This window comes from Faecalibacterium sp. (assembly GCF_052358865.1).
GTDB classification, from domain to species: Bacteria; Bacillota; Clostridia; order Oscillospirales; family Ruminococcaceae; genus Faecalibacterium; species Faecalibacterium butyricigenerans.
In genome coordinates, this window is record NZ_DAWCVJ010000007.1 from 18,196 (window position 1) to 30,463 (window position 12,268).

The window sequence follows — 12,268 nt, forward strand, 5'->3', positions numbered from 1 at the left end:
ATAATAGCCCCGGATAATTTATTATGATTCTTTCTCATAGGAGTTGGACGATATGCCTAAAATTCTTTCCGTGACGCCTCCGGCCTCCTGCACCCTCTGCCCCCGCCGCTGCCGCGCCGACCGCGCAGCCGGGCAGGTGGGCTTCTGCGGGGCGGGCCGCACCCTGAAAGCCGCCCGCGCGGCCCTGCATTTCTGGGAGGAGCCGTGCATCAGCGGCACCCGGGGCAGCGGCACGGTGTTTTTCTCGGGCTGCACCCTCAAGTGCTGCTTCTGCCAGAATTACCCCATCAGCGCCGAGGGGCTGGGCAGGGAGATCACGCCCGAGCATCTGGCCGAGATCTTTCTCGATCTGCAGCGGCAGGGCGCACACAACATCAACCTCGTCACCCCCGGCCAGTGGCGGCCGTGGATCATCGCCGCGCTGGACCTCGCCCGGGCCGGGGGGCTGCATCTGCCCATCGTCTGCAACACCGGCGGCTACGAGACGGTGGAGAGCGTGGAGGCGTGGCGCGGCTCCATCGACATCTGGCTGGCCGACCTGAAATACGTATCCTCTTCCCTCTCCGCCGAGCTTTCCGCTGCGCCGGACTACTTCGCACAGGCCAAGCCCGCCATCGAGGCCATGATGGCGCAGGCGGGCCGCCCGGTGTTCGACGGCGAGGGCATCTTGCAGAAAGGCGTCATCCTCCGCCATCTGGCCCTGCCCGGCCACATCGACGACAGCTTCGCCGTCCTCGACCAGATGGCCGCGTGGAATCAGGCCGACCCCGGCTGCTTCATCCCCAGCGTCATGAGCCAGTACACCCCCTTCTACAAGGCCGCAGACCACGGCATCGGGCGGCGCATCACCACCTACGAGTACCGCCGGGTGGTCAACCGGGCCATGGACTTGGGGCTGACGGACGGCTATATGCAGCAGAAGAGCAGCGCCCGGGAGGAGTATACCCCGAGTTTTGACCTGACGGGCATTTGATTTCGTCATGATACACAAAAATCCCGCCAAATTTTCTCTCGCGGTGTCTTTCTTTTCCTTGCAAAACGCTCCCGAAAGCACTATAATGGATACAACGATGTGCGTCATTCAGGGTCTGGCTGCCCTGCTGAGCGCCAAACGTCCCCCGCCTCGAAATGGTATAGGCGAGGCCGGGGGCCAATGCCCGAGAAGAGCAACAGGAGGATCGTTATGGAACATTTCAACCCCATTCTGGGCCATGAGACCACCGGACAGAAGTTTATCACCTGCGGCGAGATCATGCTGCGTCTGACCCCGCCGAACTACGAAAAGCTCCGCATGGCGTCGAATTTCGAGGCCAGCTACGGCGGCAGTGAGGCCAACATCGCCCTTGCGCTGGCAAACCTCGGCGTGGACAGCACCTTCTTCAGCGTCGTGCCGAACAACAGCCTCGGCAAGAGCGCCGTGCGTTGGCTGCGCTCCAACGACGTCCACTGCACCCCCATGATCCTCACCGAGCCGAATGAGACCCCCTCCAACCGTCTGGGTACTTACTACCTCGAGACCGGCTACGGCATCCGCCCCTCCAAGGTCATCTACGACCGCAAGCACAGCGCCATCACCGAGTACGATTTCTCTCAGGTCGATCTGGACGCCCTGCTGGAGGGCTTCGACTGGCTGCACCTGAGCGGCATCACCCCGGCTCTGGCCCCCAACTGCCGCGGCCTCATCATCGATATGCTCAAGGTCGCCAAGAAGAAGGGCCTGACCGTCAGCTTCGACGGCAACTTCCGCTCCACCCTCTGGACGTGGGACGAGGCCCGCGATTTCTGCACCGAGTGCCTGCCCTATGTGGACGTGCTGCTGGGCATCGAGCCGTACCACCTCTGGAAGGACGAGAACGACCACTCCAAGGGCGACTGGAAGGACGGCGTGCCCCTGCAGCCCAGCTATGAGCAGCAGGACGAGATCTTCCAGCACTTCATCGAGCGCTACCCCAACCTCACCTGCATCGCCCGCCACGTCCGCTACGCCCACAGCGGCAGCGAGAACAGCCTGAAGGCCTTTATGTGGTACGACGGCCACACCTTCGAGAGCAAGCTGTTCACCTTCAACATCCTCGACCGGGTGGGCGGCGGCGACGCCTTTGCCAGCGGCCTCATCTACGCCATGCTCCACGACTACAAGGCCATGGACATGATCAACTTTGCGGTGGCCAGCAGTGCCATCAAGCACACCATCCACGGCGATGCCAACATCACCGACGATGTCAGCACCATCCGCAACCTCATGAACATGAACTACGACATCAAGCGCTGACGCCCCGGCGCAGGATGGCTGCAAAACGGCTCTGGTACGCCCAAAAAGCGTATCAGGGCCGTTTTTTGCTGCATCAGCACTCTCTGCCGGGATGTGATAAGTATGACTTATCCGAAATATTTCCCGGCTCTTCCTGCCAGAACATTGACAAATCTTTTTCTCCATGATAAAATACAGACGATTTTGAGAGACGAAGCGTGTCGAAGTCTTTTGAAAGCAATTAACCTTGGACCGCCCATGGGGGCTAGGTGCACCGGAAGAGCCGACTTTTCCGCTGCGCCCTAAGGCCATACGGACAGCCGGGTCCACTGCCGACCGGCGGCGTGAGCTGCCATTATTGATTGAGTTACTGCGCTCCCGCAGATCACTGCGTCGGAGCGCCTGCCGCAGAGCAGATCTTATCCTGCGGCTAAGCTCTAAATTTTATAAGTTGGTTCCTTTACAACCATGAAATTGCGCAAAAAGCGTGCGCAGACTTGTGAAACGGTCAATAAGAGTAGTAAAAGTGTAATTGCTATATAGACTCTCGTCATCCCGTCCTTTTGAATCATGCTGTGATACTGCTCCGGTGTTCTGCCCGGGGAATTTATCCGCGCGTTCAAACGGTTTTTCAAAGCGCAAGTCTGCACTCCGCGTGCAGGGCTTGCGCTTTTTTGTTTGTCCGCATGGGGGTAACAGGAATCAGGGACGGAGGAAAAAACATGAGTGAGAACCGTACAAGGTTCCGGCTGGACCAGCGCCGCGCACCCATCTACGAGGCGCTGGAACAGTTCCGACAGATGCGGGTGGTGCCCTTCGACGTGCCCGGCCACAAGCGCGGGCGAGGCAACCCCGAGCTGACGGCCTTTCTGGGCCAGCAGTGCGTGGGCGTGGACGTCAACAGCATGAAACCGCTGGACAATCTCTGCCACCCGGTATCGGTCATCCGGGAGGCGGAGGAGCTGGCCGCCGACGCTTTCGGCGCGGCCCACGCCTTCCTGATGGTGGGCGGCACCACCAGCTCGGTGCAGAGCATGGTGCTGACAGTCTGCAAGCGGGGCGATGAGATCATCCTGCCCCGCAACGTCCACCGCAGCGTGCTGAACGCTCTGGTGCTCTGCGGCGCGGTGCCGGTCTACGTCAACCCCGAGGTGGACAAGCGCCTCGGCATCTCGCTGGGCATGAAGCGGGAGCAGGTGGAAAAGGCCATCAAGGAGCATCCGAATGCCGTGGCTGTGCTGGTGAACAACCCCACCTACTACGGCATCTGCTCCGACCTGCGCGCCATCGTCAAGATGGCCCACGACGCCGGGATGCTCTGCCTCGCCGACGAGGCCCACGGCACCCACTTCTACTTCGGCGGCGGCAGCCTGCCTGTCTCTGCCATGGCGGCGGGCGCGGACATGGCCTCCGTCTCGATGCACAAGAGCGGCGGCAGCCTGACCCAGTCGAGCCTGCTGCTCATCGGCCCCAACGTCCACCCCGGCTATGTGCGCCAGATCATCAACCTGACCCAGACCACCTCCGGCAGCTATCTGCTGATGTCCAGCCTTGACATCTCCCGCCGCAACCTCGCGCTGCGGGGCCGTCAGGTGTTCCATCAGGTGGCCGACATGGCCGAGTACGCCCGGGAGGAGATCAACGCTGTGGGCGGCTACTATGCCTTCGGCAAGGAGCTTTGCAACGGCAACTCGGTCTTCGACTTCGACACCACCAAGCTCAGCGTCCACACGCTGGACATCGGCCTTGCCGGCATCGAGGTCTACGACATCCTGCGGGATGAGTATGACATCCAGATCGAGTTCGGCGACATCGGCAACATCCTCGCCTACCTCTCCATCGGCGACCGCCCGCAGGAGATCGAGCGTCTGGTGAGTGCGCTGGCCGAGATCAAGCGCCGCTACCACACCGACGGCGCGGGCCTGCTGAGTCAGGAGTACATCGACCCCGTGGTCGCCGCCAGCCCGCAGGAGGCCTTCTACGCCCCCAAAAAGAGCCTGCCCCTCCGGGAGACCGAGGGGATGGTGTGCAGCGAGTTCGTCATGTGCTATCCCCCGGGAATCCCCATCCTTGCCCCCGGCGAACGCATCACCAAGGAGATACTGAACTATATCGAGTACGCCAAGGCCAAAGGCTGCAGCATGACCGGCCCGGAAGACCCGGACATCCTGCACCTGAATGTTCTGGCATAAGGAGAAGCAGATGGAGTTTTGGTTTTCGGAATTTCACACCCCGGACGTCAAGCACAGCATCCGGGTCAACAAACAGCTCTACTCCAAGCAGAGCGACTACCAGCGCATCGATATTTTTGAGACGCCCGAGTTTGGCCGGGTGCTGACGCTGGACGGCAACGTCATGCTCACCGAGCGGGACGAGTTCATCTACGACGAGATGATCGTCCACGTCCCGATGGCCGTCCACCGGGAGGCCAAGGACATCCTCGTCATCGGCGCCGGCGACGGCGGCGTGGTGCGGGAGCTGACCCGCTACGACCGGGTCGAGCGCATCGACCTCGTGGAGATGGACCCGCAGGTCGTGGAGGCCTGCCGCGCCTATCTGCCCGGCAACGCCTGCCGGATGGATGACCGCCGGGTGCACATCTACTTCGAGAACGCCCTGAAGTACATCCGCCGCTGCGAGGCTGAATACGACCTCATCATCGTGGACTCCTCCGACCCCTTCGGCCCCTCTGAGGGCCTGTTCACCCGGGAGTTCTACGGCAGCTGCTTCAATGCCCTGCGAGAGGACGGCATCATGGTCAACCAGCAGGGCAGCCCCTTCTACACCGAGGACGCCAGCGCCATGCAGCGCAGCCACAAGCGCATCGCGTCCACCTTCCCGGTCAGCCGGGTCTATCAGGCCCATATCCCGACCTTCGCCGCCGGTTACTGGCTCTTCGGCTTTGCCAGCAAGAAGTACCACCCCATCGACGACCTCGACGCCGACGCATGGAAGGCGCTGAACCTGCGCACCCGCTACTACACTACCCGGCTCCACGTCGGAGCCTTCTATCTGCCAGCATTCCTCGAGGAGATGCTGCGCGAAGTGGAGGAACCCAAATGATCTCACCCAATGTTGAAACCTTCATCGGCTGCGACAGCAGCTACCGCGCCGCCGACATCGTGCTCTACGGCGCCCCCTTCGACTCCACCACCAGCTACCGCCCCGGCGCACGGTTCGGCCCGTCGGCCATCCGGCACGAGAGCTTCGGCCTCGAGACCTACAGCCCCTACCAGAACGCCGACCTCACCGACTTCGACGTCTTCGACAGCGGCGACCTCGAGCTTTGCTTCGGCTCCAGCGAGGCAGCCCTCGCCGACATCGAGGCCCGGGCGGCGGAGATCCTGAAGGACGGCAAGCTGCCCCTCCTGCTGGGCGGCGAGCATCTGGTGACGCTGGGCGCTGTGCGGGCTGTAGCGCAGAAATACCCCGGCCTCCACATCATCCACTTCGACGCCCACGCCGACCTGCGGGATGACTACCTCGGCGCAAAGCTGAGCCACGCCTGCGTCCTCCGCCGCTGCCACGAGCTGGTGGGCGACGGACACATCCACCAGTTCTGCATCCGCAGCGGCGAGCGGGCCGAGTTCGAGTTCGCCGCCCAGCACACCGAGATGCACAAGTTCGACTTCACCGGCCTTGCCGAGCTGACCGAGCAGCTCTGCGCCACCAAAGAGCCGGTCTACCTCACCATCGACCTCGACTGTCTCGACCCCTCCTGCTTCCCCGGCACCGGCACCCCCGAGGCCGGCGGCGTGAGCTTCCTGCAGCTGCTGGACGCCATCCGCACCGTGGCCAAGGCCAACATCGTAGGCGCAGACCTCAACGAGCTGGCCCCCATGCTGGACATCTCCGGCGTCTCCACGGCCACGGCCTGCAAGGTGCTGCGGGAGCTGCTCATCGCGCTGGACAAGGGCTGGCCCGGCTTCCAGACCTGACGAAGGAATGAATATTTTGACATAAAGGAGAAACCATCATGAGCAAAGTTCTGATCATCGGCTGCGGCGGCGTGGCCTCCGTCGCCATCCACAAATGCTGCCAGGTGCCCGAGGTGTTCACCGACATCTGCATCGCCAGCCGCACCAAGTCCAAGTGCGACAAGCTGGCCGCCGAGCTTGCCCCCAAGACCACGACCCGCATCACCACCGCGCAGGTGGACGCCGACCATGTGGACGAGGTCATCGCCCTCATCAAGAGCTACCAGCCCGACCTCGTGATGAACATCGCCCTGCCCTATCAGGACCTGACCATCATGGACGCCTGCCTCGCCTGCGGCGTCAACTACATGGACACCGCCAACTACGAGCCGGAGAACACCGACGACCCGGCATGGCGCGCCGCCTACGAGAAGCGCTGCAAGGAGGCAGGCTTCTCCGCCTACTTCGACTACAGCTGGCAGTGGGCCTACGCCAAGAAGTTTGAGGAGGCCGGCCTCACCGCCCTGCTGGGCAGCGGCTTCGACCCGGGCGTGACGCAGGCTTACTGCGCCTACGCCAAGAAGCACGAGTTCGACACCATCGACACCATCGACATCCTCGACTGCAACGGCGGCGACCACGGCTATGCCTTCGCCACCAACTTCAACCCCGAGATCAACCTGCGTGAGGTGTCTGCCCCCGGCAGCTACTGGGAGGACGGCCACTGGGTGGAAATTCCGGCTATGAGCATCAAGCGGGAGTACGACTTCGACAAGGTGGGCCAGAAGGATATGTACCTGCTCCACCACGAGGAGATCGAGTCCCTCGCCAAGAACATCCCGGAGGCAAAGCGCATCCGCTTCTTCATGACCTTCGGCCAGAGCTATCTCGACCATATGCGCTGCCTCGAGGACGTGGGGATGCTCTCCACCACGCCCATCCAGTTCAACGGTCAGGAGATCGTGCCCATCCAGTTCCTCAAGGCCCTCCTGCCCGACCCTGCCAGCCTCGGCCCCCGCACCAAGGGCAAGACCAACATCGGCTGCATCTTCACCGGCAAAAAGGACGGCAAGGAAAAGACCTACTACATCTACAACGTCTGCGACCATCAGGAGTGCTACAAAGAGGTCGGCTCGCAGGCCATCAGCTACACCACCGGCGTGCCCGCCATGTGCGGCGCCCTGATGCTGCTGACCGGCAAGTGGACCACCAAGGGCGTCCACACGGTCGAGGAGTTCGATCCGGACCCCTATCTGGACGCTCTGGACAAGTACGGCCTGCCCCGCTCTGAGAGCCACAGCCCGGCTCTGGTGGACTGATGCGGGTGCTCGATACACGCCCGCCCTTCGCCGGGCTGGCAAACCTCTCCGAAGCGGCCCTCGCTTCCCTGCCCACCCCCTGCTATCTGCTGGACGAGGCCCAGCTGCGCCGCAACGGCGAGATCCTGCTGGGCGTCCAGCAGCGGACGGGCTGCAAGATGCTGCTGGCCCAGAAGGCCTTCTCCAACTTCGACCTCTACCCCCTCCTCGCGCCCTATCTGGCGGGCACGGAGGCCAGCGGCCTCTACGAGAGCCGTCTGGGCAGGGAGGAGCTGCCCCAGAAGGAGAACCACGTCTTCTGCGCCGCCTACCGGGTGGACGAGTTCGCAGAGCTGCTCCACTACGCCGACCACATCGTCTTCAACTCCCCCGCCCAGCTGGCAAAGTTCGGCCCGGCGGCAAAGGCTGCGGGCAAGAGCGTGGGCCTGCGCATCAACCCCGAGTGCTCGACGCAGGAGGGCCACGCCATCTATGACCCCTGCGCCCCGGGCAGCCGCCTCGGCACCACCCGCGCCCAGTGGGATGCCGCGCTGGAAAAGCAGCCGGGCCTCTCTTCCCTGCTGGACGGCCTCCACTTCCACACCCTCTGTGAGCAGGACGCCGACGCGCTGGCCCTGACGCTGGACGCGGTCGAGGCGAAGTTCGGCAGCCTGCTGCCGGGCCTGAAGTGGCTCAACTTTGGCGGCGGACACCACATCACCCGCCCGGGCTATGCCCTTCCGACGCTGGAAGCCTGCATCACCCGGATGCAGGAGAAGTACGGTGTACAGGTCTATCTCGAGCCGGGCGAGGCGTGGGCGCTGAACGCGGGCTATCTCGTCACCACGGTGCTGGATACCCTGCACAACGGCAGCACCAGCCTCGCCATCCTCGATATGTCCGCCGCCTGCCACACCCCGGACGTCATCGAGATGCCCTACCGCCCGCCTCTGCTGGGCGCAGGGGAGCCGGGCGAAAAGAGCGTCACCGTCCGCCTCGGCGGGCCGACCTGCCTCGCAGGCGATGTCGTGGGAGACTACAGCTTCGACGCCCCCCTGACCGAGGGCGACAGGCTCCTTTTCGGCGACATGGCCATCTACACCACCTGCAAGAACAATACCTTCAACGGGATGCCTCTGCCCCCCATCTGGACGCTGACCGAGGACGGCACCTGCCGGGAGCTGGTGCGGTTCGGCTACAACGACTTCAAGATGCGGCTGGGACACCGCGCATAAAACGAAAGCCATCGGCTGTCTGGGCCGATGGCTTTTTTAGTTACTTGAGCTTCTTTTTTGCTTCGTACTCCCGCAGGGCGGTCAGGGCCTCGCCGGACAGGGGGTAGAGGGCCAGCATATTGAAGATGGTCATGAGGCCGATGCCCACATCGCCGAGGTCCCACACCACGGTGTAGGCCTCCATGCCGCCCACCACCAGCATCACCAGCGCCAGCACCTTGTAGGCCGTCTGCCAGAGCCAGCGGTCGCCGAAGAGGTAGGCCACATTGCAGCGGGCGTAGTAGAGGATGCCGAGGAAGGTGGAGAAGCTGAACAGTGCCAGTGTCACCGCGATGAACACCACGCCGAAGCCGCCCAGATGATACTCCATGGCCGCCTGCAAAAGGTCCATGCCCTGCCGCCCGCCGGTGACGCTCTCGGGGGCCAGCAGCATGACGAAGGCCGTGCAGCTGCAGATGACGATGGTGTCGATGAGGACGCCCAGCGCCTGCACGAGGCCCATCTTCACCGGGTCATCACACTCTGCGGCTGCGGCGGCACAGGGGGCCGAGCCGGAGCCGGCCTCGTTGGAGAAGAGGCCCCGCTTGATGCCGTTCATCACCACTGCACCGAAGCCGCCGCCCACGGCCTGCCGCAGGCCAAAGGCCTCCGAGAAGATGCGGGCAAAAACGCCGGGCAGCTGGGGCAGGTGGGTGAGGATGATCCAGAGGGTCATGACGAAGTAGCAGCCCGCCATGATGGGGACGATGACGTCAAGGCTCCTGACGGTGGCCTCCTTCCGCAGGACGATGACCGCCGCCAGCGCCGTCAGCACCAGCGTCGTCGTCAGGGGCGGGATGGCGAAGGCGTTCTGAAACGCCTCGCTCACCGAGTTACTGACGACCTGACTGATGCCGCACCAGCAGATGAGTCCCGACACCGCGAACAGGCAGGCCGTCACCGAGCGGCGGAGCTTTTTCCCCCGCCTGCGCTCGGCGAGGGTGTGGATGTAGTAGGCCGGGCCGCCCCGCCAGCCGCCGTAGAGGGGGTCGGGCTGCTTATATTTCTGGGCCAGCGCAGACTCCACGAAGGAGGTGGACGCCCCCAGCAGGGCCGTCACCCACATCCAGAACACCGCGCCTGCGCCGCCCACAGACACCGCCGCCACGACGCCCACCAGATTGCCCATGCCCACCCGGGTGGCCGTGGACACCACCAGCGTCTGGAAGGACGAGAGGCCCTTGCCCTTGTCGTTCTTTTCGCAGACCGCCGCCAGCATATCCCGGAACAAACGCACCGGCAGCAGACGGGTGCGGAGGGTGAAGAACACCCCTGCCGTCAGCAGCAGGATGACCATAAAGGAGAGCGTGAGGGTCACGCTCCCCAGATGCAGGGTGAGCAGGTCGCCCCACAGCAGGCGGTAGACGCCCTCGATGAGTTGAATCAGCACAGCATTTCCTCCCAGTGCTTCCTATTGTGAAATTGTCGCCTCCCTATTATAGTATATTTTGTTCGATTTGTAAATCACTGTCATGAAGTTCAGGAGAAAAAAGCAAGTCACTCTTCCCCGTCCAGAAGCCTCTCCCTTTGGGAGCAACGACGACGACCGCCGCCAGCGGCGGAAACAGGGAGGAGTTGTTGGGGCCGCGGCCAGCAGGATGCGAGGCCCGCACCAAGGGCCGAAGCAGACGCTGGGAGCCGCAACCCGGGTTCCTTATAAAATCAAAAAGCTCCCCCTTGCGGAGGAGCTTGGTGTGCAGCTTATCAGGACAGGATCATCCGGTCGTTGGCGAACTCTCCGCCGCTGGCGATCTGGAACTTTGCCAGCAGGTCGGAGACCTGCAGATCCTTCTTCTCGTCGCCCGAGACGTCGTAGATGATGTGGCCCTCGTGCATCATGATGAGGCGGTTGCCGTACTTGATGGCATCCTTCATGTTGTGGGTGATCATCATGGTGGTCAGGTGGTTCTCCTCGACGATCTTGGCCGAGAGAGTCAGCACCTTCAGGGCCGTCTTGGGGTCGAGGGCGGCGGTGTGCTCGTCCAGCAGCAGGAGCTTGGGCTTGTTCATCGTCGCCATCAGGAGGGTCAGCGCCTGACGCTGGCCGCCGGACAGCAGGCCCACGCGGGCGGTCAGCCGGTTCTCAAGGCCCAGATCGAGGCTCTTCAGCAGCTCGCGGTACTGCTCCCGCTCGGCCTTGGTGATGCCGATGCGGAGGGTGCGGGGCTTGCCGCGGCGGGCCGCAAGGGCGAGGTTCTCCTCGATCTGCATGGTGGCGGCAGTGCCGGTCATGGGGTCCTGAAAGACGCGGCCGATGTAGGCGGCGCGCTGATGCTCGCTCAGGCGGGTGACGTCTACGCCGTCGATGATGATCTTGCCGCAGTCCACGGGCCAGACACCGGCCACGGCGTTCAGCATGGTGGACTTGCCCGCGCCGTTGCCGCCGATGACGGTGACGAAGTCGCCCTCGTTCAGCTTCAGGTTCAGGCCGTTCAGGGCCGTCTTCTGATTGACCGTGCCCGCATTGAAGGTCTTGGAAACATTCTGGATCTCAAGCATTTTTTGCGCCCTCCTTGTTTGCCTTCTTGGCCGCAGGCTTCGAGAAATACTTGCCCTTCCAGTACGGCACAGCGAGGAAGATGGCCACGACGGATGCGCTCAGGAGCTTCAGCAGGTTTGCGTCGAAGCCGAGGGTCAGCACCAGCTGGATGACGATGTAGTAGATGATGGCACCCAGCGAGACGGACATCATCTTGAGGGCAAAGTTGTGGAAGATGCGGCCAAACACCGCCTCGCCGATGATGACGGCGGCCAGACCGATGACGATGGCGCCGCGGCCCATGCCGACATCGGCAAAGCCCTGATACTGGCTCAGGAGAGCGCCGGACAGGGCCACCAGCGCATTGGAGACGGCCAGACCCAGCACGATGTTGAAGTTGGTGTTGATGCCCTGTGCACGGGACATGGCGGGGTTGGAGCCGGTGGCGCGGATGGCGCAGCCCAGCTCGGTGCCGAAGAACCAGTACAGCACGCCGATGACCACAGCCGTCACGAGGATGACCATGATGATGGGGTTGTGGAGGGCAAACTCCTTGACCCAGCGCAGGGAGATGAGCAGGCCGTACTTGTCCACGTTGATGGACTGGTTGGCCTTGCCCATGATCTTCAGGTTGATGGAGTAGAGGGCCAGCTGGGTCAGGATGCCGGAAAGGATGGCCGGGATGCCCATGAAGGTGTGGAGCAGGCCGGTGACGAGGCCGGTGGCAAGGCCCGCCAGCACAGCCACGAGGAGCGACACCCAGACGTTCTGCCCCGACAGCAGGCACATGACGCAGACTGCGCCGCCGGTGCCGAAGGAGCCGTCCACGGTCAGGTCGGCCACATCAAGGATGCGGTAGGTGAGGTAAACGCCGATGGCCATGATGCCCCAGATCAGGCCCTGTGCGCACGCACCCGGCAGAGCGCCGGGCAGGTTCGCCAGTCTTGCAAGCAGTTCCAAAATGATTCCTCCTGTAAATTACACTTTTTTTATTTTCCCGCTTGATACGGGAAAGCGGAGAAAGGCGGGAAAATGCCCTTCTCCGCTAT

10 protein-coding genes are annotated in these 12,268 nt (G+C 63.0%); 7 read left to right on the plus strand and 3 right to left on the minus strand.

Annotated elements, in window-relative coordinates:
* The first annotated feature begins 52 nt into the window (after positions 1-52).
* From ACT8X9_RS02410 to ACT8X9_RS02440, 7 genes are all read left to right on the plus strand, one after another.
* Positions 53-973 (plus strand): radical SAM protein, encoded by a 921-nt coding sequence (locus tag ACT8X9_RS02410; RefSeq protein WP_227621287.1) that lies wholly within the window; start codon positions 53-55, stop codon positions 971-973.
* 210 nt (positions 974-1,183) lie between these two features.
* A complete protein-coding gene (locus tag ACT8X9_RS02415; protein WP_227621288.1) occupies positions 1,184-2,272 on the plus strand; it encodes a sugar kinase in 1,089 nt (362 codons plus the stop codon).
* A gap of 701 nt (positions 2,273-2,973) precedes the next feature.
* Positions 2,974-4,443 (plus strand): aminotransferase class I/II-fold pyridoxal phosphate-dependent enzyme, encoded by a 1,470-nt coding sequence (locus tag ACT8X9_RS02420; protein ID WP_227621289.1) that lies wholly within the window; start codon positions 2,974-2,976, stop codon positions 4,441-4,443.
* Between the two features lie 10 nt (positions 4,444-4,453).
* Positions 4,454-5,314: a polyamine aminopropyltransferase gene (gene speE / locus ACT8X9_RS02425; protein WP_444268001.1), complete on the plus strand. Its 861-nt coding sequence runs from the start codon at positions 4,454-4,456 to the stop codon at positions 5,312-5,314.
* A complete protein-coding gene (speB, locus tag ACT8X9_RS02430) occupies positions 5,311-6,189 on the plus strand; it encodes an agmatinase (RefSeq protein WP_227621291.1) in 879 nt (292 codons plus the stop codon). Before speE ends, speB begins: the two co-directional genes overlap by 4 nt.
* Positions 6,190-6,227: 38 nt before the next feature.
* Positions 6,228-7,487, plus strand: coding sequence for a saccharopine dehydrogenase C-terminal domain-containing protein (locus tag ACT8X9_RS02435; RefSeq protein ID WP_444268002.1), 1,260 nt, complete (start codon positions 6,228-6,230; stop codon positions 7,485-7,487).
* Positions 7,487-8,701: a carboxynorspermidine decarboxylase gene (locus ACT8X9_RS02440; RefSeq protein ID WP_249233172.1), complete on the plus strand. Its 1,215-nt coding sequence runs from the start codon at positions 7,487-7,489 to the stop codon at positions 8,699-8,701. The genes ACT8X9_RS02435 and ACT8X9_RS02440 overlap by 1 nt, the downstream gene beginning before the upstream one ends.
* 40 nt (positions 8,702-8,741) lie before the next feature.
* Here ACT8X9_RS02440 and ACT8X9_RS02445 read toward each other — a convergent pair whose 3' ends face one another.
* From ACT8X9_RS02445 to ACT8X9_RS02455, 3 genes are all read right to left on the minus strand, one after another.
* A complete protein-coding gene (locus ACT8X9_RS02445) occupies positions 8,742-10,130 on the minus strand; it encodes an alanine/glycine:cation symporter family protein (protein WP_249233173.1) in 1,389 nt (462 codons plus the stop codon).
* 314 nt (positions 10,131-10,444) lie between these two features.
* On the minus strand, positions 10,445-11,239 hold the full coding sequence (locus ACT8X9_RS02450; RefSeq protein ID WP_444268003.1) for an ABC transporter ATP-binding protein: 795 nt from the start codon (positions 11,237-11,239) through the stop codon (positions 10,445-10,447).
* Positions 11,232-12,179, minus strand: coding sequence for an ABC transporter permease (locus tag ACT8X9_RS02455; protein ID WP_227621296.1), 948 nt, complete (start codon positions 12,177-12,179; stop codon positions 11,232-11,234). Before ACT8X9_RS02455 ends, ACT8X9_RS02450 begins: the two co-directional genes overlap by 8 nt.
* Between the last annotated feature and the right edge of the window lie 89 nt (positions 12,180-12,268).

Excerpts from the sequence above, each read along its gene's own strand:
- ACT8X9_RS02410 (WP_227621287.1), top strand. The coding sequence starts at position 53 with ATGCCTAAAATTCTTTCCGTGACGCCTCCGGCCTCCTGCACCCTCTGC.
- ACT8X9_RS02415 (WP_227621288.1), top strand. The coding sequence starts at position 1,184 with ATGGAACATTTCAACCCCATTCTGGGCCATGAGACCACCGGACAGAAG.
- ACT8X9_RS02420 (WP_227621289.1), top strand. The coding sequence starts at position 2,974 with ATGAGTGAGAACCGTACAAGGTTCCGGCTGGACCAGCGCCGCGCACCC.
- speE (WP_444268001.1), top strand. The coding sequence starts at position 4,454 with ATGGAGTTTTGGTTTTCGGAATTTCACACCCCGGACGTCAAGCACAGC.
- speB (WP_227621291.1), top strand. The coding sequence starts at position 5,311 with ATGATCTCACCCAATGTTGAAACCTTCATCGGCTGCGACAGCAGCTAC.
- ACT8X9_RS02435 (WP_444268002.1), top strand. The coding sequence starts at position 6,228 with ATGAGCAAAGTTCTGATCATCGGCTGCGGCGGCGTGGCCTCCGTCGCC.
- ACT8X9_RS02440 (WP_249233172.1), top strand. The coding sequence starts at position 7,487 with ATGCGGGTGCTCGATACACGCCCGCCCTTCGCCGGGCTGGCAAACCTC.
- ACT8X9_RS02450 (WP_444268003.1), bottom strand. The coding sequence starts at position 11,239 with ATGCTTGAGATCCAGAATGTTTCCAAGACCTTCAATGCGGGCACGGTC.